Origin of the sequence: Mesorhizobium sp. 2RAF45, assembly GCF_052115225.1 — a bacterium.
Classification (GTDB): Bacteria; Pseudomonadota; Alphaproteobacteria; order Rhizobiales; family Rhizobiaceae; genus Mesorhizobium; species Mesorhizobium jarvisii.
In genome coordinates this window covers 443,216-461,815 of the sequence record NZ_JBFRGG010000004.1, presented here as the reverse complement: position 1 = coordinate 461,815, position 18,600 = coordinate 443,216, and the positions used below count along the sequence as shown (strand labels likewise).

Annotated in this window: 23 protein-coding genes; 11 read left to right on the top strand and 12 right to left on the bottom strand. The window is 62.2% G+C overall.

All coding sequences use genetic code 11. The annotated features are described in order from the left end of the window. Positions 1 to 25: 25 nt before the first annotated feature. A complete protein-coding gene (locus tag AB4Z43_RS15315; RefSeq protein WP_010909196.1) occupies positions 26 to 457 on the bottom strand; it encodes a CBS domain-containing protein in 432 nt (143 codons plus the stop codon). 88 nt (positions 458 to 545) lie between these two features. Beyond that, positions 546 to 1,304, bottom strand: coding sequence for a rhomboid family intramembrane serine protease (locus AB4Z43_RS15310; protein WP_019857888.1), 759 nt, complete (start codon positions 1,302 to 1,304; stop codon positions 546 to 548). A 389-nt stretch (positions 1,305 to 1,693) separates the two neighbouring features. On the opposite strand from AB4Z43_RS15310, the gene AB4Z43_RS15305 reads away from it, so the two are divergent. From AB4Z43_RS15305 to AB4Z43_RS15290, 4 genes are all read left to right on the top strand, one after another. Continuing rightward, positions 1,694 to 2,326, top strand: coding sequence for a PAS domain-containing protein (locus AB4Z43_RS15305; RefSeq protein ID WP_027046791.1), 633 nt, complete (start codon positions 1,694 to 1,696; stop codon positions 2,324 to 2,326). A gap of 119 nt (positions 2,327 to 2,445) precedes the next feature. Continuing rightward, positions 2,446 to 3,063: a PilZ domain-containing protein gene (locus tag AB4Z43_RS15300; RefSeq protein ID WP_010909193.1), complete on the top strand. Its 618-nt coding sequence runs from the start codon at positions 2,446 to 2,448 to the stop codon at positions 3,061 to 3,063. Positions 3,064 to 3,357: 294 nt separating this feature from the next. Further along, a complete protein-coding gene (locus AB4Z43_RS15295) occupies positions 3,358 to 3,966 on the top strand; it encodes a transglutaminase-like cysteine peptidase (RefSeq protein WP_019857886.1) in 609 nt (202 codons plus the stop codon). Between the two features lie 216 nt (positions 3,967 to 4,182). Continuing rightward, positions 4,183 to 4,740: an ankyrin repeat domain-containing protein gene (locus tag AB4Z43_RS15290; RefSeq protein ID WP_441938170.1), complete on the top strand. Its 558-nt coding sequence runs from the start codon at positions 4,183 to 4,185 to the stop codon at positions 4,738 to 4,740. A gap of 52 nt (positions 4,741 to 4,792) precedes the next feature. Here the strand turns inward: AB4Z43_RS15290 and AB4Z43_RS15285 are convergent, their stop codons facing one another. Then, a complete protein-coding gene (locus AB4Z43_RS15285) occupies positions 4,793 to 5,320 on the bottom strand; it encodes a gamma carbonic anhydrase family protein (RefSeq protein WP_441938168.1) in 528 nt (175 codons plus the stop codon). 19 nt (positions 5,321 to 5,339) lie between these two features. Continuing rightward, a complete protein-coding gene (locus AB4Z43_RS15280; RefSeq protein WP_038646551.1) occupies positions 5,340 to 5,675 on the bottom strand; it encodes a DUF6949 family protein in 336 nt (111 codons plus the stop codon). 117 nt (positions 5,676 to 5,792) lie between these two features. On the opposite strand from AB4Z43_RS15280, the gene AB4Z43_RS15275 reads away from it, so the two are divergent. Beyond that, a complete protein-coding gene (locus AB4Z43_RS15275; RefSeq protein ID WP_202360065.1) occupies positions 5,793 to 6,524 on the top strand; it encodes a hypothetical protein in 732 nt (243 codons plus the stop codon). A gap of 48 nt (positions 6,525 to 6,572) precedes the next feature. Here AB4Z43_RS15275 and AB4Z43_RS15270 read toward each other — a convergent pair whose 3' ends face one another. From AB4Z43_RS15270 to AB4Z43_RS15260, 3 genes are all read right to left on the bottom strand, one after another. Continuing rightward, positions 6,573 to 6,776: a DUF3126 family protein gene (locus AB4Z43_RS15270; protein WP_019857879.1), complete on the bottom strand. Its 204-nt coding sequence runs from the start codon at positions 6,774 to 6,776 to the stop codon at positions 6,573 to 6,575. Positions 6,777 to 6,929: 153 nt separating this feature from the next. Then, on the bottom strand, positions 6,930 to 7,778 hold the full coding sequence (gene cysE / locus AB4Z43_RS15265; RefSeq protein WP_038652588.1) for a serine O-acetyltransferase: 849 nt from the start codon (positions 7,776 to 7,778) through the stop codon (positions 6,930 to 6,932). A gap of 259 nt (positions 7,779 to 8,037) precedes the next feature. After that, positions 8,038 to 8,682 (bottom strand): VOC family protein, encoded by a 645-nt coding sequence (locus AB4Z43_RS15260; RefSeq protein ID WP_064983528.1) that lies wholly within the window; start codon positions 8,680 to 8,682, stop codon positions 8,038 to 8,040. 120 nt (positions 8,683 to 8,802) lie between these two features. Between AB4Z43_RS15260 and AB4Z43_RS15255 the strand changes: the two genes are divergently transcribed. Beyond that, complete coding sequence (locus tag AB4Z43_RS15255) at positions 8,803 to 9,405, top strand: HD domain-containing protein (protein ID WP_083246966.1); 603 nt, start codon at positions 8,803 to 8,805, stop codon at positions 9,403 to 9,405. Positions 9,406 to 9,590: 185 nt separating this feature from the next. Here the strand turns inward: AB4Z43_RS15255 and AB4Z43_RS15250 are convergent, their stop codons facing one another. The 3 genes from AB4Z43_RS15250 to AB4Z43_RS15240 are packed head-to-tail and all read right to left on the bottom strand — an operon-like array spanning position 9,591 to position 11,559. After that, positions 9,591 to 10,358: an alpha/beta fold hydrolase gene (locus AB4Z43_RS15250; protein ID WP_038652582.1), complete on the bottom strand. Its 768-nt coding sequence runs from the start codon at positions 10,356 to 10,358 to the stop codon at positions 9,591 to 9,593. 19 nt (positions 10,359 to 10,377) lie between these two features. Beyond that, positions 10,378 to 10,938 (bottom strand): DUF192 domain-containing protein, encoded by a 561-nt coding sequence (locus AB4Z43_RS15245; RefSeq protein ID WP_038646547.1) that lies wholly within the window; start codon positions 10,936 to 10,938, stop codon positions 10,378 to 10,380. A gap of 24 nt (positions 10,939 to 10,962) precedes the next feature. Beyond that, positions 10,963 to 11,559 (bottom strand): cold-shock protein, encoded by a 597-nt coding sequence (locus AB4Z43_RS15240; protein ID WP_032920553.1) that lies wholly within the window; start codon positions 11,557 to 11,559, stop codon positions 10,963 to 10,965. A gap of 216 nt (positions 11,560 to 11,775) precedes the next feature. Between AB4Z43_RS15240 and gloA the strand changes: the two genes are divergently transcribed. Together gloA and AB4Z43_RS15230 are read left to right on the top strand one after the other, a co-directional pair. Beyond that, positions 11,776 to 12,216: a lactoylglutathione lyase gene (gloA, locus tag AB4Z43_RS15235; RefSeq protein WP_010909179.1), complete on the top strand. Its 441-nt coding sequence runs from the start codon at positions 11,776 to 11,778 to the stop codon at positions 12,214 to 12,216. Positions 12,217 to 12,348: 132 nt separating this feature from the next. After that, complete coding sequence (locus AB4Z43_RS15230) at positions 12,349 to 12,645, top strand: DUF2218 domain-containing protein (RefSeq protein ID WP_064982826.1); 297 nt, start codon at positions 12,349 to 12,351, stop codon at positions 12,643 to 12,645. A 51-nt stretch (positions 12,646 to 12,696) separates the two neighbouring features. Here AB4Z43_RS15230 and AB4Z43_RS15225 read toward each other — a convergent pair whose 3' ends face one another. Continuing rightward, on the bottom strand, positions 12,697 to 13,254 hold the full coding sequence (locus tag AB4Z43_RS15225; protein WP_038646544.1) for a DUF1697 domain-containing protein: 558 nt from the start codon (positions 13,252 to 13,254) through the stop codon (positions 12,697 to 12,699). Continuing rightward, positions 13,251 to 14,507: a threonine ammonia-lyase IlvA gene (gene ilvA, locus AB4Z43_RS15220; RefSeq protein WP_441938162.1), complete on the bottom strand. Its 1,257-nt coding sequence runs from the start codon at positions 14,505 to 14,507 to the stop codon at positions 13,251 to 13,253. Before ilvA ends, AB4Z43_RS15225 begins: the two co-directional genes overlap by 4 nt. A gap of 185 nt (positions 14,508 to 14,692) precedes the next feature. On the opposite strand from ilvA, the gene AB4Z43_RS15215 reads away from it, so the two are divergent. The 3 genes from AB4Z43_RS15215 to AB4Z43_RS15205 all read left to right on the top strand — a co-directional run bounded on the left by AB4Z43_RS15215 (position 14,693) and on the right by AB4Z43_RS15205 (position 18,577). Further along, positions 14,693 to 16,096: an aminopeptidase P family N-terminal domain-containing protein gene (locus AB4Z43_RS15215; RefSeq protein ID WP_441938160.1), complete on the top strand. Its 1,404-nt coding sequence runs from the start codon at positions 14,693 to 14,695 to the stop codon at positions 16,094 to 16,096. 68 nt (positions 16,097 to 16,164) lie between these two features. Then, positions 16,165 to 17,271, top strand: a complete 1,107-nt coding sequence (locus AB4Z43_RS15210) for an alpha/beta hydrolase (RefSeq protein ID WP_019857868.1) — start codon at positions 16,165 to 16,167, stop codon at positions 17,269 to 17,271. 142 nt (positions 17,272 to 17,413) lie between these two features. Then, entirely contained in the window at positions 17,414 to 18,577 is a 1,164-nt protein-coding gene (locus AB4Z43_RS15205) for an alpha/beta hydrolase (protein ID WP_202360071.1), read from the top strand. The last annotated feature ends 23 nt before the right edge of the window (positions 18,578 to 18,600 follow it).

The following is an 18,600-nucleotide window of genomic DNA, read 5'->3' as shown; positions in this document are numbered from 1 at the left end:
TCCGGCCGGCGGTTCCTTTCACCGCTCAGGCGGTGGCGATGTAGGCCCTGATCTCGTCCGCCTCGCGCTCGACATCCTCGATGCGGCGCTTGACTACGTCACCGATGGAGACGATGCCATCGAGCAGGCCGTCCTTTTCCACCGGCAGATGGCGGAAACGGCCCCTGGTCATGATCTCCATCACCTCGTTGACGGTGTGGTTCTCGTTGCAGATCTTCACCTTCGGCGTCATTGCCGAACGCACGGCGATATCGAGCGCGGCGGCACCTTCCTTGGCGACAACCCGCACGATGTCGCGCTCCGACAGGATGCCGACAATCTTGTGATCGCCATTGGTGATGACCAGCGCGCCGATCTTGTGTTCGGCCAGGATGCGGATGGCTTCGCTGAGCTTTTCGTTCGGCCCGAGCGTCAACACGTCGTGGCCCTTCTTTTCCAGAATTGCCTTAACCGTCATGGCGTCCTCCTCTGCTTCGCCTGCCGGTTCCCTGCCCAGACCGGCTTTCACGTAAGAGTGAACATCGTGCGCCGTGATCGGTTGCATTTCAAGTGCGGTGGTCGGTGCTCTCCCATTCCGGCTGCTGCCATCGCCGATCGAACCAGCGCAAGCCGAAAAAGCCGGCGACGAAGCCGCCAATATGCGCCTCCCAGGCGATCTGCCCATCTGCTCCAGGCGCAAATCCGAGCAGGCCGGTGGCGAGGTTGATGATCATCCACACGGCAAGGAAAATCACGACACCGCGCGAACGCAAGACAGTCGCGATCGGCAGCACAGGGCCGGCGAAGGCCGCCGTGCCGGCAGAGCGGTCGGTGCGGAAACCGAAACGCGCCGCAGCACCCATCATGCCCGATATGGCGCCGGAGGCGCCGACCAGCGGTGCCTCGCCATAGGGGTGCATGGCCCAGAACAGCGCGACGGAAGCCAGCCCGGTGACGGCGAAGAACAGAGCGAACCGGAGCCCGCCGAGGCGATTGGCCAACGGCGAACCAAAGGCGGCGAGCCAGACCATGTTGATGGCGATATGGGCAAAGCCCCCATGCATGAAGGCATAGGTGAAGGGACGCGTGAACAGGAACCAGTCGAAGCCGTATTGCCCGGTATAGAGGACGGGAATGAAGGCTCCATCGTAGAGCAGCGTCATCTGCTGCGCGTCGTTCAGCACATATTGCTGCAGCAGGAAGACGGCCGCGCAAATGCCGATCACCGCCAGCACGATCGGCGGCAGATTGAACACCGGTTCGCGCGCAGGCGGCGGCAGGCTTTCGGCCGGCTCGGCCTCGGTTGGATTTTGCTGTTCGCTCATCTGCAATCGCACTCGGTGCTGTTCGATCTGGCGAGCATCTAGATCACGGCCATTGGAACCGCAAACGGCGAATCGCCCCAGTGCGAATCAAAAAAGAAGCCGTCCAAGGTTTCCCCTGAACGGCCGGTCGAGCCCCCTGCTCCCCTAAAACTCTTGACTGAAGTGCTGCCGATCGTCGCGAAACGACCGCTTCTGGAGTGGTTTTGATGTGCCACAGGGCCTGCTTGGGAGCAACGTAAACCAGTTGTTAACCTTAACGCCCCCGACCCGTGAACAAGTGTTAACGACGCTGGCACGCTTCCTGCTCCGCAACGCATGTAGGTCATCGGAGGGCGCCCTTCTGTTCACCGATGGGACATCAGACGACAGAATGCGCGGAGCAGCATACCATGAACCAAAACGGATCGATCACGCTGTTCCATTATTGGAACCGCCTGCGTGACGGACGCCCCGCTCCGAAGCGTTCGGAAGTCGAGCCGGCCGATATCAAGTCGCTTTTGGCCGACACGTTCATCCTGGAAAGAGACACGCGCGGCCAACCCATCTTCCGCCTAGCCGGCACCAGGCTCTGCGCCTGTTATGGCCGCGAACTCAAGGGGTTCTCCTTCCCGTCGCTGTGGCGCGAGAAGGATCAGCGTCTGGTCTCACGGCTGATTCACGGGGTTTTCGACCAGAAATCGGTGGTGCTGATCAATTTCGAGGGCTTCAGTCGCAATGGCCGCTCCAACAAGTTCGAATTGCTTGCCTTGCCGCTCGACGGCGGCATCGAGAACCCGCGCTGCCTTGGCGTGATCAGTGCCGCGGAGAAGCCGTTCTGGCTGGGCGCCGACCCAATCACGGACGCAATGATCGATTCGATTCGTGTCATCGATCCGGAGAAAGAGATGCTCAACAACCGGCCGGCGATCGACGTTCCCTCGCTTGTTCCAGCCGAACTCGAGGCGCCCGATACGATCTCGGCGCTTGGCCGGGCGCGCCGCATCCGCCATCTCGTCGTCTTCGACGGCGGGCGCGACGAATAGTTGATGATCGCACGGTCTCGCAGGCTCGTTTTTCCCCTTTGTTAACCCGCTTTGTTGTACTTCTGTGATGAAGTCCCTCGCATTGACGCGCGGGAATGCCAAACGGGGTGTAGGCAGTCATGAGGTCAGCGGCGGTCGACTACGCGCCGTCCCAAGCTGAAAGGCGTAACTTTCAGCGCGTCCGGGTCAAGATATACGGGCGATTCATGCTGGAAGACCGCACCGAGCATCCTTGCCAGGTTGTCGACATGTCGCCCGGCAATGTCGCGTTCCGCACCGATCGCATCGGCATGCCCGGTGAAAAGGTGATCGCCTATATCGACCATATCGGCCGCATCGAAGGCGTCGTTACGCGCACGCTGCAGGACGGCTTCGCCATGACGGTGATCGCGTCCGACCGCAAGAAGGACAAGCTGGCGGCGCAACTGACCTGGCTTGCCAACAAGCACGAACTCGACCTGCCGGAAGACCGCCGCCACGAGCGCGTCGCGCCGCGCAACCCGACCAGCGTGCTGCAGCTCACCGATGGCCGCCAATACCAGTGCCGGATCATCGACCTGTCGCTGTCGGGCGCCGCGATCGAGATCGACGTGAAGCCGGCGATAGGCGTCCAGGTCATGCTCGGCACCATGCGCGGCCAGATCGTTCGTCATTTCGAGGATGGCGTCGCCATCGAATTCGCCGTCATCCAGCGCCCTGAGACGCTCGATTCCGAATTCAACACGCCACGCGCCTGACCGGGTCCAACGGACGCTGCAAGCAAACCGGCCCTGCGTGGCCGGTTTTTTGTTTCCGGGCGACAGCGATTTGTCCCTTCGCAAGTGGCCGGATTGTCTTCCAACAGGCAGGCTGCCATTCGAGGCGCCGGGCATGCGCTCCGATGCCAGCCCGGGCAATCCAAACAATTCAATACTCAAATGATTCAAATTTTATGTTTATTCTATTGGCGTTTTACTTAAAGTCTGCTTCGCGCTTTTGCGTCAAATAAATCCAGTCGTGGCAATGTCTCCTTCGAACGGGGAGACTAGAAAATGAAAAAAACGAGGGGCAAGCTGTTGCTTATGGCAATGGCGATGCAGCTTTCCGCTTGGGGATCAGCATATGCCGCGGGACCGGCCTATATGCACACTGGCGGCCGTACCACACAGCCTGTCGGCCACTATGAATTCTGCCAGCGCATCCCTGGCGAATGCAACGAGAAGACGCCCAAGGGCGCGCCTGTCGACCTGACCCGCAAGCTCTGGGCGACGATCGTCAACATCAACAATACGGTCAACACCCGCATCAAGCCGCGCACCGACATGGAAAACTACGGTGTCGAGGAGTACTGGGCGTATCCCGACAATGGCTATGGCGATTGCGAGGATTATGCGCTGGAGAAGCGCCGCGAACTGATGGACGCGGGCGTGCCGGCGGGCGATCTCTTGATGACGGTTGCGCGCCAGCCGAATGGCGACGGCCACGCCGTGCTGACCGTGCGCACCAGCCTCGGCGAGTTCATCCTCGACAATCTGGAAACCAAGGTGCTGTCCTGGACGGACACCGACTACACCTATCTCAAGCGTCAATCGACGGAGAATTCGGGCGTTTGGGTGACGATCAATGACGGCCGCTCCGACGCGGTCGCCAGCGTCCGCTAGGACGTGACGAGAAACCCGGTCGAGTCCCCACCCTCCCCGTCCCCAACGACCGGGTCTAAGGAGCCGGCCCCGTCCCCGGGCCGGCTCCGCCATTTCTGGCGATGCTCGAAACCCAATCAGGGTTGGGCAGGCGCATCCGACTATCCACCGCCTCCTTTGCACGGACAGCGGATCGAGGCATCATAGGCTGTTGGTTTCGTCCTCTGGATCACGGCGATGCTGGAAATCCCGGAAGATCGATGCGAGCGTCATCGTCTGTTCAAGGCGATCGACGATGCCTTCAAGGCCGGTGACTTCGATGGCCTTGGCAAAGCGCTGGGCGGTTCGCCCCGCTGGTTTGACGAACGTATGCCGTTCGAATTCGGCCTCGGACATCCTTTGGAATACGCGATCTATTGGAGCCCGGTCGGCTTCATCTCGACGTTGCTGGATGCAGGCTCGGATCCGAATTACGGGGATCACGGTGGGTTTCCGGCAATCATTGCCGCGCTGTCCACCGACCGGGCCGACCGACTGGAAATCATCCAGATGTTGATCGAGGCCGGCGCCGATCCCAATATGCGGGGCGTGAACGACTGGACGCCTCTTCACTATTCGGTGGCTATCCGCAGCGCCGAAGCGATCCGTCCGCTTTTGGCTGCTGGCGCCGACCCTACTCTCGCAACCCGCATCGATGACTATACGACAGCCATCGAGGAAGCCGACAATGCCGGCTTTGAAGCCGGCGCTTCATTGCTGCGTGATGCCATGGCAAGGCGCGGCTCTTATAGATAATGGCTCGGCCCACGATAGAACCGTCGGCGACCGGGATCGGCCGAAACTGGCCTCAAACCTTCTTCAGCCCTGCCTTGAAGCGCTTGCCATTGGCGACGTAGTGTGCGGCCGAGCCGCGCAGCCTGGCGACGGCTGCGTCGTCCAGCACCCTGATCGCCTTGGCCGGCGAGCCGACGATCAACGAATTGTCCGGAAATTCCTTGCCTTCGGTGACCAGCGCGCCGGCGCCGACGAGCGAATTCTTGCCGATCCTGGCGCCGTTCAGCACGATGGCGCCCATGCCGATCAGGCTGTTGTCGCCGATCGTGCAGCCATGCAGCATGGCCCGGTGGCCAATCGTGCAGCCCTCGCCGATGGTCAGCGGAAAGCCGGGATCGGTGTGCATGACCGTGTGTTCCTGCACATTGGTGTCGGCGCCGATAGTGATCGGCTCATTGTCTCCGCGAATGACGACGCCGAACCAGAAACCGGCATTGCGGCCGACGCGCACGTCGCCAATCAGCGTCGCATCGGGCGCGATCCAGTTTGTGTCAGCATCCGCGAAGCTGGGCTGCGTTCCGTCGATCGCATAAAGCGGCATTGTCGGCCTCCGAATCGTCTCAGACGCCGGACCCTAAGAGACCGATCGTCCAAGAGGCAATGGCAAGCACGACGATGCCCAGCGCCAGGGACCAGGCAATCGCCGTGCAGCCGCATGACAGGAGTGCCATCGTCGAAATGCGCTTCTCGCGGCGGGCATCGAGGGCGTCGTTGACCAGCATGAACGGCCCGGCGCCAGCGGTGGCCGCCAGCGAGCGCAGCACATGGGCGGGCGACACATAGGGCTCAGTGAAGGCGACCTTTCGGCCCGACACCAGCTCCATCGTCGAGCCCGTCAGCCCGCACACCGTCAGCCCGACGACAAAAGCAAACAGGAAGAGTTCCATCTGAGCCATCTTAACCTTCCATTTACCATGAAATCGCACAGTCGTTTCAGGAAGGCTGCAAGAGCCGTGCCGCGCGATGTGTGCCGCCGAGGGACACTGGGAATGGCGGCTGGGATGAGGACCGAGATGAAGCAGGCAGCGACCGCCGACGGCCCTGAACTCACCGTGGTCGATTCCATGCTGATGAAGCGGGTGTTCTATGCCTTCGCCGCACTTGCCTTGCTGTCGGTCGCGATAAGCCTTGGCGGCAAATGGTTCGGCCATAGCATCGCCATGGCCGGATATACCGACGACCCGACGGTGCGCCGGGTGGTGATCGGCAACAATGTGATTTCCGTGCCGGCCAATTTCATCCGTTTCGACCAGGCCCGGCGCGACGGCATCGCTTCGCGTCTCGACCTTTATCTGCGCTATCCCCAGATGGACGGTTACAGCGAGGCGGCCCGCGACGATTTCAACCACTCGGAAGCCAATGGGAAGATCATCTTCCTGTCCTTCGAACAGCAGATGATGTCGCGCGACATGAGCGGCCGGTTCGCGCCGATCTACAGCGCGCTGATCGTCCAGCCCGGCGTTCCAGGACCGGGTGGCACGACGGTCTACGGTTTCAACGAGAAATCAGGCTATCTGAACGAGGTGTTGGTGGTCGGCAAGCGCGGGGGAAAGGACCCTTTCGTGGCCCGCTGCCTGAGCGGGCCGAGTGCCGGTCAATCACTGGCGCCGTGCGAACGGGACGTGCATGTCGGTGACGATCTCAGCCTCACCTACCGCTTTCCCAAGGAATTCCTTGGCGACTGGCAGGCACTCGACGCGGCGATGGCGGCGGAGGCCGGGCGAATGCTGAAGAGCGGACATTGAGGGACAATGGCAGGCCGCGCCAGACGCGGCCTGCCATTTGATGCGGGCTCAACCCAGATCGATGTCGAGGATCGCCATCGAGAAATTGTAGTCGCCGTCGTCCTCGTCCTTGAAGACGATGCCGAGGAACTCGTCACCGACATAGACTTCGGCGGAATCTTCCTTGCGCGGCCGTGCCTTGACCTCAAGCTTGGGGTTCTGGAAGACGCGCTTGAAATAGGCGTCCAGCTTTCTGATTTCGTCCGGCTTCAACAGTCTTCTCCGATCATCGGGCTTGCTGGTTTGAAGGGCGCTTCTGGCACGTCGACAATGGCGATGTAAAGGCAAGCCGGCCGTATTGCACCGGAAGCGGCAGCGCCGCCGGACAAAATCGCAATCGCGCCGGACGGCGCGCCGGCGCGGAAATCAGATGTCGAAGCTGATCACCTGGTCCATCGATTGCGACGGCAGCAGCTGGTCCATCTGGCGCGAAGGCTGGTCGCAGCCGGTCTCGCCGACCACGCGGGCCGGCACGCCGGCAACCGTCTTGTTGTGCGGAACGGGCGACAGCACCACCGATCCGGCGGCGACCTTGGAGCAATGGCCGATCTCGATATTGCCGAGAATCTTGGCGCCGGCGCCGATCAGCACGCCACGGCGGATCTTGGGATGGCGGTCGCCGCCGGCCTTGCCGGTGCCGCCCAGCGTCACGCCGTGCAGGATCGACACATCGTCCTCGATGACCGCGGTCTCGCCGACGACGAGGCCGGTGGCATGATCGATGAAGATACCCTTGCCGATGCGCGCGGCCGGGTTGATGTCGGTCTGGAAGACCGAGGACGAGCGGCTCTGCAGATAGAGCGCGAAATCCTTGCGACCCTGGCTCCACAGCCAATGCGCCAGCCTATGGGTCTGAATGGCGTGAAAGCCCTTGAAATAGAGCACAGGCATGATGAAGCGGTCGCAAGCGGGGTCGCGGTCGTAATAGGCCTGGATGTCGACACGCACGGTGGTCGGCCATTCCTTGTCGTCAGCCAGCATGGTCTTGAAGGTCTGGCGGATGAGATCGGAGCCGATATCCTGATGGGCAAGCCGCTCGGCGATGCGGTGGATGACGGCCTCTTCCAGGCTCTCCTGGTTGAGGATCGTCGAATAGAGGAAGGCAGCGAGCAGGGGGTCGCGGTTGACGGCGTCCATCGCTTCGTCGCGGATCGAACGCCAGATCGGATCGACCGGCTGCAACGCGCTATGGCGGGAAATGCTGATGCTGTTCATCGACGTCTCGTCCTGCGTCCTGCTGGCTTGCCTGTTGTCCGGCCGCACATATAGGCCAGATCATAGCACGATTGAACTCAATTTTCCTTAGTGCTGTGTCAAATGGATTTGGTTCGCAGGAATTCAAGCGGCCATGGAAAACGAACCCTTGATCGCCGTGCTGCTGGAGGCGGCCTGCCGCGCCCACTGCCGGAACGATCTGATGGCGGGCTCAAGGCCGGCGCGGCGCCAATGACGCCGCGCTGCGATGGATCTCATTTCAAGTCGGCAGCGAGGTGCCAGCCTGTTCGGCCACCATGTATTCGGCATACCAGTCGGGCCAGTTCACATCATACTGTCCGCCGGTCCGTTTCTCGTGTTCGCCATGTGCCGCCGCCGCACGGCGCAGCGCCGCGGCAAGCTCGCCCGACGACGTGAATATCGTGTCGCTGGCATCCACGCGTCCAGGCAGTCGCTGGGTGATTTCCTGCAGTATGAAGCTGTTGCCGTCCGGATCGGCAAACGTGACATAGGATGAATAGCTGCGCCCCTCCGGATGCCGGCCACTGATCGCCGGCTGCCCAGGCCCCGTGCGGTGGAACACCTCGCTCGCCTCGATGCCGCGTGCCACGAGTTCGGCATGCGCCGCCTCGATATCGGACACCACGAGATAAAGTCCCTTCGCCGAGCCCGGCGCGGCCGATGTCAGCCCTTTGCCGAAATGGATCGAGCACGGCGACCCGGGAGGCGTAAACTGCACGACGCGAAACGCATCGCCGACGACGAAGTCCGCATCGAGCCGCCAACCCAGGCCGCTGTAGAAGCGCTTGGACCGATCGGCATCCGCAACGGCGATGATGACGGCCTCCAGCTTCATGTCGATCGTCCCCGGTCTGGGGTTCTCGCTGCCTGGCGTATTGGTCATGTCGGCCTCCTGGGTCGGGTATTCCGGGAATGGCAGCATTCCCCAGAGCTCCGGCCTATGCAAGGTTCGGAGTGACTGGCTCGAAGAGGCTGAGATCGATTAGCTGGACGGATGACGAACATGGAAGACCAGCCCCTGGTCGACAAACCGCTGAAACAGGAACTCGCGGCGCTCTACCGCGCCGAAAGCCGTCACTATCACAACCTTGCCCATATCGAGGCGATGCTGGCGCTGGCCGGCGATTATCGAGCGCTGCTCGGTGATCCCCAGGCCGTCGAAGCGGCGATCTGGTTCCACGACGCCATCTATGACAGCAAGGCCAAGGACAATGAGGCCAGAAGTGCCGCGCTTGCCGCGCAAAAGCTCGCGGGCCGCACCGACGCGGAGCGCCTGGACCGCATCGGCGCGATGATCCTGGCCACGGCTGCGCACCAATTGCCCCAGTTCGACGATGCGAAGGCCACGCGCGACGCCAGTCTTTTCCTCGACATGGATCTGTCGATCCTGGGTGCCGTGCCTGACGTGTTCGACGCCTATGAACGCGCGGTGCGCCGCGAATATGACTGGGTGGAAGAGCCGATGTGGCGTGCCGGGCGGGGTGCCGTGCTGAAGGATTTCCTTGCCCGCCCGCGCATTTTCCTCACCGAGGAATTTCGCCGGCGCTTCGAGCCGCAGGCCAGGCTGAACATGGCGCGGTCGCTGGCGGCCCTCGCTACAGGCTAGCGGGGATCAGGTAAAGGCGCCTATGGTCGACGCCATTGCCGCGAGGATGGCCAGCCGCCGCCACCGACAGCCCGTTGAGAACGATCCCCAGCACTCCAAGGACGCGATTGTCGCTCGAGCGACGCGCCGGGCATGGCGGCCGTGCTTCTTCCCCATTGTACCGCTGTTGCTCCCCGGCGGACCGCTCAAAGCGGATATTCGGCATAAAACTCCAGAACGCGTTGCTTGAAAGTCTTGTCCCCGACCGCCAGCATATGATCCCTGCCCCCGATGTGGAAAGCCCTGGCGTTCGGCATCAGGGCGGCGAGTTCGTCCGGCGAGCCGCCAATGTCGTCCGTGGTGCCGACCGCGACCAGCGTCGGCTGGGCGATGCGGGCAATATCATCCTCGCTCAGCAGCTCCCGCGATGTGGCGATGCAGGCGGCAAGCGCCCGGCGATCGCTGCGGGTCTGGTCGGCGAAGGCGCGGAAAGAGCGGCCGCGCGGATGGCTGGTCGCCGCCGGATCGTCGGCAAGCAGGGCCGCGGCAATCGGATCCCAATCGCCGACGCCGTCGATCATGCCGATGCCGAGGCCGCCAAAGACCAGCGTCGCCACCTTGTGCGGATCGGACAGAGCCAGAAACGCCGCGATGCGAGCACCCATCGAATAGCCCATGACATGGGCCCGTTCGATGCCGAGATGGTCGAGCAAGGCGGCGGCATCCGAGGCCATTTTCGCTGGCGTATAGTCGGCCTCGTCATAGCTCTTCGATGACGAGCCATGGCCGCGATTGTCGAAGGCGATGGCGCGATACCCGGCATCGTTGAGCGTCTTGAACCAGCCGGGCGACACCCAGTTGACGTAGTGGCTCGAGGCGAAGCCGTGGATCATGAGCACGGGATCGCCCTGCCCCGATGCCGGCTGGCGGTCGAGGAAGGCAAGATCGAACCCGTCATGAGAGAAGAACTGCATCGGCTGCCCCACCTCGCGTTCAGCCGCCGCCGTTGGGTGCATCGCCATTGTCCGGCGGTGGCATGCCGGGTCCGGATACGGTGCCGACTGCCGGGTGGCGCAACAGGTCGCCATACCCGATGCCGTATTTGGCGGCGGTGCCGGCCTTGAGCTCGAGCACGAAGCGCACAGGCACGCCAGGTGAAATGATGGCCTGGGATTGCGGTTCGCCATGCTTGACGGCGCGGATCTTGCCATCCTGGCCGACAAAGATCAGGTCAAGCGGCATCGGCGTGTTTTGCATCCAGAAACTGACCTGCTGCTGTATCTCGAAGACGAACAGCATGCCGTGATCGTCCGCCATGTCCTGGCGAAACATCAGGCCGGCCTCGCGCTCCAAATCGGTGTCGGCGATTTCGATGGAAAAAGAGCGATTCCCATCTTTCGTCACCACGACCAGCGGCGTCGGGTCGACCGGAAGGATCATCGCCCGGCCGTCTGCCGAGGTCGGCCGTTCCGAATAGAAGAAAGCACCTGCGGCCACGATCACGGCCGCAATGGCGCAAAACACGCCCGCCGTCAGCCAGTTCCTGCGAGTCATCCAAGATCCTCGGCCGAAATCGTCCTAGTGCGAAACCGGCAAGGTGCCCATATCGGGGTGAATTTCGGCGGCCATAAGGCCTTTGTCACCGCGGCCGAAACGGACGAGCACGACCTGGCCCGGCCGAAGCTCGGTGATGCCATAGCGGCGCAAGGTCTCCATGTGGACGAAAATGTCCTCGGTGCCTTCGCCGCGCGTCAGGAAGCCAAAGCCCTTGGTGCGGTTGAACCATTTGACCAAAGCGCGTTCGAGCCCGCTCTCCGGCGTCACCGCCACATGGGTGCGCTGTTCCTGCATTTCCGCGGGATGGACGGCGGTGGTGACATCCATGGAAAGCACACGAAAGGCCTGCAGACCGCGATCGCCCTGCTTGACAAGGCAAACCACGCGCGCGCCTTCCAAGGCAGTCTGGAAACCGTCCCGCCGAAGACATGTCACATGGAGGAGGATATCGCCCGAGACACCGTCATCGGGTAGGATGAACCCGTAACCCTTGGCCACATCGAACCACTTGATGGCGCCGGCAATTTCGGTCAGGTCGGCGGCGTCGCCGCCTTCGTCGCGCTTCAAGGCGTCGCCAAGGGTTCCGGCCCGCCCCGTTAAAGAGGCCTTTTCCCCCATAAGAATGCCCCCTTTTTTCAAGAACACCGCAACTGATTCTTGACACCAGATTAACACCGCGGCTTCCGGTGTGTGCAAGACCTTCCCTGCCTTTTTTCACGGTTCATTGCGGGAATACCGGATTTGTTCTTTGCCGGCATCGCCAAGCGCAGGAGATTGCCCTTTCACCGGGGCGACCCTATGTTGCGCCGCACCCCAACAGATCGAGGAAAACTCATGCGCTATCTGCACACCATGGTCCGCGTCGCCGATGTCGATGCCTCGCTCGATTTCTACTGCAACAAGCTCGGGCTGAAGGAGGTCCGCCGCTACGAAAACGAGCAGGGCCGCTTCACGCTGATCTTCCTCGCCGCCTCCGAAGACGAGCAGAGCGGCATCAACGACAAGGCGCCGCTGATCGAACTCACCTACAACTGGGATCCGGAAGACTACAAGGGCGGGCGCAATTTCGGCCACCTCGCCTACGAGGTCGATGACATCTACGCCACCTGCCAGCATCTGATGGACAACGGCGTCACCATCAACCGGCCGCCGCGCGATGGCAACATGGCCTTCATCAGGTCGCCGGACGGCATCTCCATCGAGCTTCTGCAGAAGGGCCCCGCGAAAGCCAAGGCTGAACCTTGGGCTTCGATGGCCAACACCGGAAGCTGGTAGCAATCACGCCATCTTTCAGCGAGGCGGCCGGGGTAAAAGCCGGCCGCCTTTGCCGTTTCGCACCACGCCACCTATCTGACCGGTCATCACGCCTGGCCGGCAGGCCAGCGCCCAGACCAGGAGAAGTCATTCATGCCATCCAGCCATGCCGACGTCGCCACTGAGCACGCCAGCCGCTACCTGCAGCAGCTGTGCAAGCACTGGGCACACAAATTCCCCGTCGAGTTCAACCCGACCCACGGCACCATCGACCTGACGTCGCTCGGCCGCACCGTCATGGATGCGGACGCGGCAGCGCTGCACATTGTGGTATCAACCAACGAAGCGGGATCGCTCGAGCGCCTGGAGAGTGTCGTGGCCGACCACATCAAGCGCTTTGCCTTCCGCGAAGAACTGAACTTCGACTGGAAGCCGGCGACGGCAGCGTAGGTGTTTGTTCGAGCATGACCGTTTCCGAAAACCGGCACGCACTTTTCGGGGTCATGCTTTCCCGCCGGTCTGCCCTGCCATCTCCTGCAGCGCCAGCACCGAGCGCCAGTTGCGCGCGGTGCCCGGCACCTTCAGAGCGCGCGGAATGAGGTTGGCGAAGACTGACTTGCCGAGCCCGTCCGGCGCGCTGAGGTAAAGTACGTCTCCCTTGACTTCGAAGCGTTCGGGGCCTGTGCATTTTTCAGCCAGCCGCGCCACCTCTTCGACGGTCGGCTCACGCTCCAGCGCATAGGCGTGGAGCTTGGTGTGGTCGGCGGCCGCTTCCGGATAGGGATTTTCGCTCACCAGCCGTTCCAACCAGGAGACATCCCGCACCATGATCCGGGAACGAAAACCCCATTTCTTCTCGAAGGCCGCTTCAATCTGTCTGGTCAGCGCGGCGGCGTCGCCTTTGCCGGCTCGGAACACGACGTTGCCGCTCTGCACATAGGTGGCGACGGCGGAAAAGCCGAGATCCTCGAAGAACGAGCGCAGCTCCGCCATCTTGACGATGCGGTTGCCGCCGACATTGATGCCGGAAAACAGGGCGATGAAGACCTTCGCGCTCATATGATGAAGCCTGCCAATGTCTCGTTGTCGGTGATGTCCTGATACTGGACGCCCTCGGCCTCGAAATTTGCCTTCAGCAGGTCGAAATTGCGGCGGTCCTTGGTTTCGATGCCGATCAGCACCGAGCCGAAATTGCGCGCCGACTTCTTCAGATACTCGAAGCGGGCGATGTCGTCGTCCGGTCCCAGCATTTCGAGGAAGTCGCGCAGCGCGCCCGGCCGCTGCGGGAAGCGGATGATGAAGTATTTCTTCAGGCCTTCGAAGCGCAGGGCCCGTTCCTTGACATCCGGCAGCCGCTCGAAATCGAAATTGCCGCCCGAAACCACGGCGACAATGGTCTTGCCGCGGATCTCCTTCCTGGAAAAATCCTTCAACGCGTCGATGGCCAATGCGCCGGCGGGCTCAAGCACGACGCCTTCGACATTGAGCATCTCGATCATGGTCGCGCAGAGCCGGTTTTCCGGGATCAGCCGCACCGTGTCGGCCGCGAATTCCTTGAGATACCGCAAGGGTTCACGGCCGATCTCGGCCACCGCCGCGCCGTCGACGAAGTTGTCGACCTTGGCGAGCTTCAGCCGTTTTCCCGCCTCGAGGCTGTCATGCAGGCTCGGTGCGCCGGCCGGCTCGCAAAAGACGAAACGGGCCTCCCGGCCCTGGTCGGCGAAATAATGCGTCACGCCGGCGGCGAGCCCGCCACCGCCGACCGGCAGCATGATGATGTCGGGCATGCGCGCGCCAGGCATCTGGCCCGTGATCTCATAGGCGACCGTTGCCTGGCCCTCGATAATGTCCTTGTGGTCGAAAGGCGGCACCATGTGGGCGCCTGAGCTTTCGGTGAATTCGAAGGCGGCGCGATAGCAGTCGTCGAAAAAGTCGCCGACCAGCCTGATCTCGACGAAATCGCCGCCAAACAGCCTGGTTTTGTCAATCTTTTGCTGCGGCGTCGTCACCGGCATGAACACCACGCCCTTTTTGCCGAAATGGCGGCAGACGAAGGCAAACCCCTGGGCATGGTTGCCGGCCGACGCGCAGACGAACAGTTCGGCCTGGTTACCGGCGGCAAGCGCCTTGCGGAAGAAGTTGAAGGCGCCACGGATCTTGTAGGAGCGCACCGGGCTCAGATCCTCGCGCTTCAGCAGCACCCGAGCGCCGGTCTTCTTCGACAGGTAGTCGTTTTCCTGCAGCGGCGTTTCCGGAAAGATCTGGCGGATCGCGGCGGCCGCGACGGCGACGCGGGAGGAAAAACTGCTCATTGGAAAGCCACCTTGTGCCGCATGTTTCGTACAGACCTGCCATCGATCCGGCCGCACAGCTTCTGTCTGTCGCGGCCGATCCTGCCTATTGCATATCCGGCCCCGCAACGCCATTGTCCGGCCCTTCATGCCAATGCGCAAAGGGCATTCGCAGAATCCTTGCAAGCACTTGGGGGCGTTTGTTCATGCCTGTCGCATCGGTTGGTCTGAAATCCATGTCGCTGCCCGAATTCGGCGAACCGACGGTGATGCCGTTGGTTGCACAAAACACCTATGGAGCGCGCATCGAAGCGCTGATTGCGCGCGGCGCCAAGTCCGGTTTCGATGCCTTCGCGATCTATGGCGACCGCGAACACGCAGCCAATGTTGCCTATCTCTCAGGCTACGATCCGCGTTTCGAGGAGACATTGCTGGTCATCGTTCCCGGCAGCCAGCCAAGGCTTCTCGTTGGCAATGAGGGCTGGGGCTATGCCGAAATCTGCGATGGGCCCTACGAGCGCGTGCTCTACCAGACCTTCTCGCTGCCGGCGCAGCCGCGCGACCGCTCGGATGCGCTGCCTGACATCCTTGCCGGCTGCGGCCTGAAGCCCGGCCACAGGATCGGCGCCATCGGCTGGAAGCCTTTTGGCGCCGGCGATGCCGGTTTCGATGAGACGACGCTCGACCTGCCCTCCTTCGTTGCCGATACGCTGCGCACGCTTGTCGGCAACAAGGGCGCAGTTGTGAATGCCGCCAATCTGCTGATGAACCCGACCGACGGCCTGCGCGCCCTCAACGAGGCCGATCAGTTGGCCAGCTTTGAATTTGCCGCGACCTTCACCTCGCAAGGGCTGCGCAATGTCCTGCAAGGCATCGAGCCCGGCATGACCGAACTGCAGGCGGCGCGGCTGATGGGCATGAACGGCCTGCCGCATGGTTGCCATCCCATGTTGTCGGCGGGAAAGCGCGCCGCCTATGGCTTGCCCAGCCCCCGCCTCGACATCATCCGGCGTGGTGATCCGATCACCATGGCCTATGGCATCCAGGGCGCGCTCAACGCCCGCGCCGGTTTTTTGGCCGAGGATGCATCAGAGTTGCCACCCGCCGTCCGCGACTACGTCGAAAAGCTCGTCGCGCCCTATTTCGCCGCGGTTGTCGACTGGTACGAGGCGATCGGTATCGGCACGACCGGTGGCGCTCTGTGGAAAGCGGTGGATGATCGCATCGGCGACCCGTTCTTTGGCGTATCCCTCAATCCCGGCCATCTCGTCCATATCGACGAGTGGATGCATTCGCCGGTGTTTTCCGGCTCAGACATCAAGTTGCGATCCGGCATGGCGTTGCAGGTCGACATCATCCCGGCAACCGGCAGCGACTATTTCACCACCAACATCGAGGATGGCATCGCACTCGCCGACGAGGCACTGCGCGAGGAGATCGCAGCGCGCTATCCCGAAACCTGGAGCCGTATTGAAGCGCGCCGCGCCTTCATGGCGGATGTGCTTGGCATCCGCCTCAGGCCGGAGGTGCTGCCCTTCTCAAACATTCCGGCATTCCTTCCGCCATTTTGGCTTTCGCGCAACAGTGCGATGGCTGTAACCAGCCGCTGACCACATTTCGACTGGACACGACTTAGTTCTGCCGCACTCTCCCTGTCCGGGAGGTGCAGCGGGGGTAGATGGGCCTTTTGGCCGGAGTGGAAATTTCAGACGTGCCTTTGAAGAAGATAGTTACTGTTTGTCTCGCCTTGCTCGTCGCCGGCTGCGCCGGCCCGCAAACGCAGGAATTGCTTGGCAGCGCCATCGTCGCCGCGCCGGTGACGGAAATCGCCGGCAACCACTCGATCTTCATCGCCACGACACGCAAGAAGTCTGACGATCCCAACAAGGTTTTCGACGGCGAGCGCTCGGCGACGCTGAATTATGCGCGCGTCAACGTCACCGTTCCGGGCATCCACACGACCGGTCAGATCGAACGGCGCTCCCGCGGCAAGTCGGATGATCCGGCCAAATATTTCATGGCTTCCGAGGTTGTCGGCTACGACACGCAGCCGAAATTCTCCAGCGCGCTCAACGCCGATATCGCGGCGCGCGGCGGCCGCGTCATGGTCTTCGTGCACGGCTACAACACCGGCTTCGACGATGCGGTCTACCGTCTCACCCAGATCGTCCACGATTCCGGCTATCCCGGCACGCCGGTGCTGTTTTCCTGGGCATCGGGCGCCAAGACCACCGACTATGTCTATGACAAGGAAAGTGCCAGCGCCGCCCGCGACCAGCTCGAAGTGACTTTGCGCATGCTGGAGCAGTCCGGCGCGCGTCGGATCGACATTGTCGCGCATTCGATGGGAACCTGGGTGACCATGGAAACCCTGCGCCAGATGGCCATCAGCGGCGACCGTGACCTTGGCGGCAAGCTCGGCGACGTGGTGCTCGCGTCGCCGGACATCGATGTCGACGTGTTCAAGAGCCAGATGCGCCGCTATGGCAAGCCCGACAAGCCGTTCATCCTGTTGTTGTCCGACGACGACCGCGCGCTGAGGCTTTCCGGCCTGATCGCCGGTTCACGGCCACGCGTTGGCGATTACAAGGATGCCGCCGATCTTGCCTCCTACGGCGTGACGGTGGTCGATCTCTCCAAGGTCAAGGGCAGCGACAGCTTCAATCATACGAAATTCGCCGACAATCCGGCCTTGGTGAAGATGATCGGCCAGCGACTGCGCGAAGATGACGGCTTTGCCAGCGACAGGGACGTGACCGACCGCATCAGCCTGCTCGGGCAGTAAATGCAGCGCCGCGAATTTCGCCGTGCCTGTTCACCATTCACGAGGTGTCAGGCCACTTTGAACTGGACCGCGCCGGTCTCTGGCTCTATCGGAATAGCGGTGACGTCATGCTTTTGACGTCCCCCTCTACGGGAGCCGGCGCTTGAGCTTGCGCTTGAAAAGTTTCGTCGTGGCGTTGGCGCTCGCCCTTGCCGGCTGTGCTGGCCAGAACACGCATGATCTGCTCAACAAGACGACCGTCTCGGCGCCAGCCTCCGACATCGCGGCCACGCACGAGATTTTCGTCGCCACCACCCGCCAGCAGGCGACCAAGGATCCGCGGCAGGTGTTTGACGGCGATCGCTCATTGACCACCAGCTACGCCCGTGTCGACGTCACCGTGCCGAAGGTCCACCAGGTCGGTGCCATCGAGCGGGCCAAGGGCTCGGCCAACTCGAACCCGGCAAAGCAATTCACCGCCACCAAAGTGGTCCACTACGGCGATGCTCCGCAATTCGCCAAGGCGGTCGGCGCCGACATTGCCATGCGCGGCGATCGGGCACTGGTGTTCGTGCACGGCTTCAACAATGGCTTCGACGACGGCATCTACCGGCTGACGCAGATCGCTCACGACACGAAATATCCCGGCACGCCGGTGCTGTTCTCCTGGGCTTCGAGCGCCAAGACGACGGGCTATATCTACGACAAGGACAGCGCCAACGCCGCGCGTGACGATCTCGAGGCGACGCTCAGAATGCTCGCCAAGACGCGGGTCAAGAGCATCGACATCATCGCCCATTCAATGGGAACCTGGTTGACGATGGAGGCTCTGCGCCAGCTCGCCATCACCGGCGACCGCGATCTCGGCGGCAAGCTCGGCTATGTCGTCCTGGCTTCGCCCGACATCGATGTCGACGTATTCAAAAAGCAGATGATGCGATACGGCAAGCCGGACAAGCCGTTTGCCGTGCTGCTTTCAAGCGATGACCGGGCGCTCAAATTGTCTTCACTTATCTCCGGCGACAAGCCGCGTGTCGGTGACTATGGCAATGCCGCGGATCTCGCCAGCTACGGCGTGTCCGTAGTCGACCTGACCAAGATCAAGGGCGGCGACGGTGGCCTCAACCATGCGAAATTCGCCGACAATCCGATCCTAGTGCAGTTGCTCGGCGACCGCCTGCGCACCCCCGCCGGCCTGGCCTCGGACGAACCCGATCCGGCGCAGCTCAACAATCTCGGCCAGGGCCTCGGCAAGGCCGTTGGTTCGGTCGCCGAGGTCGTCATCACCACGCCGTTCAAGGTGCTGACCATCGTCACCGGCGGGTGAGCGAGTCACCCGCGTCGGGTTTC

Bases quoted from the DNA above. Each gene is read 5' to 3' on its own strand.
- AB4Z43_RS15240 (WP_032920553.1), bottom strand. From the start codon at position 11,559: ATGGGGGAAAAGGCCTCTTTAACGGGGCGGGCCGGAACCCTTGGCGAC.
- AB4Z43_RS15250 (WP_038652582.1), bottom strand. From the start codon at position 10,358: ATGCAGTTCTTCTCTCATGACGGGTTCGATCTTGCCTTCCTCGACCGC.
- AB4Z43_RS15295 (WP_019857886.1), top strand. From the start codon at position 3,358: ATGAAAAAAACGAGGGGCAAGCTGTTGCTTATGGCAATGGCGATGCAG.
- AB4Z43_RS15255 (WP_083246966.1), top strand. From the start codon at position 8,803: ATGGAAGACCAGCCCCTGGTCGACAAACCGCTGAAACAGGAACTCGCG.
- AB4Z43_RS15230 (WP_064982826.1), top strand. From the start codon at position 12,349: ATGCCATCCAGCCATGCCGACGTCGCCACTGAGCACGCCAGCCGCTAC.
- AB4Z43_RS15280 (WP_038646551.1), bottom strand. From the start codon at position 5,675: ATGGCTCAGATGGAACTCTTCCTGTTTGCTTTTGTCGTCGGGCTGACG.
- AB4Z43_RS15300 (WP_010909193.1), top strand. From the start codon at position 2,446: ATGAGGTCAGCGGCGGTCGACTACGCGCCGTCCCAAGCTGAAAGGCGT.
- AB4Z43_RS15310 (WP_019857888.1), bottom strand. From the start codon at position 1,304: ATGAGCGAACAGCAAAATCCAACCGAGGCCGAGCCGGCCGAAAGCCTG.
- gloA (WP_010909179.1), top strand. From the start codon at position 11,776: ATGCGCTATCTGCACACCATGGTCCGCGTCGCCGATGTCGATGCCTCG.
- AB4Z43_RS15305 (WP_027046791.1), top strand. From the start codon at position 1,694: ATGAACCAAAACGGATCGATCACGCTGTTCCATTATTGGAACCGCCTG.
- AB4Z43_RS15285 (WP_441938168.1), bottom strand. From the start codon at position 5,320: ATGCCGCTTTATGCGATCGACGGAACGCAGCCCAGCTTCGCGGATGCT.
- AB4Z43_RS15290 (WP_441938170.1), top strand. From the start codon at position 4,183: ATGCTGGAAATCCCGGAAGATCGATGCGAGCGTCATCGTCTGTTCAAG.
- cysE (WP_038652588.1), bottom strand. From the start codon at position 7,778: ATGAACAGCATCAGCATTTCCCGCCATAGCGCGTTGCAGCCGGTCGAT.
- AB4Z43_RS15315 (WP_010909196.1), bottom strand. From the start codon at position 457: ATGACGGTTAAGGCAATTCTGGAAAAGAAGGGCCACGACGTGTTGACG.
- AB4Z43_RS15275 (WP_202360065.1), top strand. From the start codon at position 5,793: ATGAAGCAGGCAGCGACCGCCGACGGCCCTGAACTCACCGTGGTCGAT.
- ilvA (WP_441938162.1), bottom strand. From the start codon at position 14,507: ATGAGCAGTTTTTCCTCCCGCGTCGCCGTCGCGGCCGCCGCGATCCGC.
- AB4Z43_RS15215 (WP_441938160.1), top strand. From the start codon at position 14,693: ATGCCTGTCGCATCGGTTGGTCTGAAATCCATGTCGCTGCCCGAATTC.
- AB4Z43_RS15260 (WP_064983528.1), bottom strand. From the start codon at position 8,682: ATGACCAATACGCCAGGCAGCGAGAACCCCAGACCGGGGACGATCGAC.
- AB4Z43_RS15245 (WP_038646547.1), bottom strand. From the start codon at position 10,938: ATGACTCGCAGGAACTGGCTGACGGCGGGCGTGTTTTGCGCCATTGCG.
- AB4Z43_RS15225 (WP_038646544.1), bottom strand. From the start codon at position 13,254: ATGAGCGCGAAGGTCTTCATCGCCCTGTTTTCCGGCATCAATGTCGGC.
- AB4Z43_RS15210 (WP_019857868.1), top strand. From the start codon at position 16,165: ATGGGCCTTTTGGCCGGAGTGGAAATTTCAGACGTGCCTTTGAAGAAG.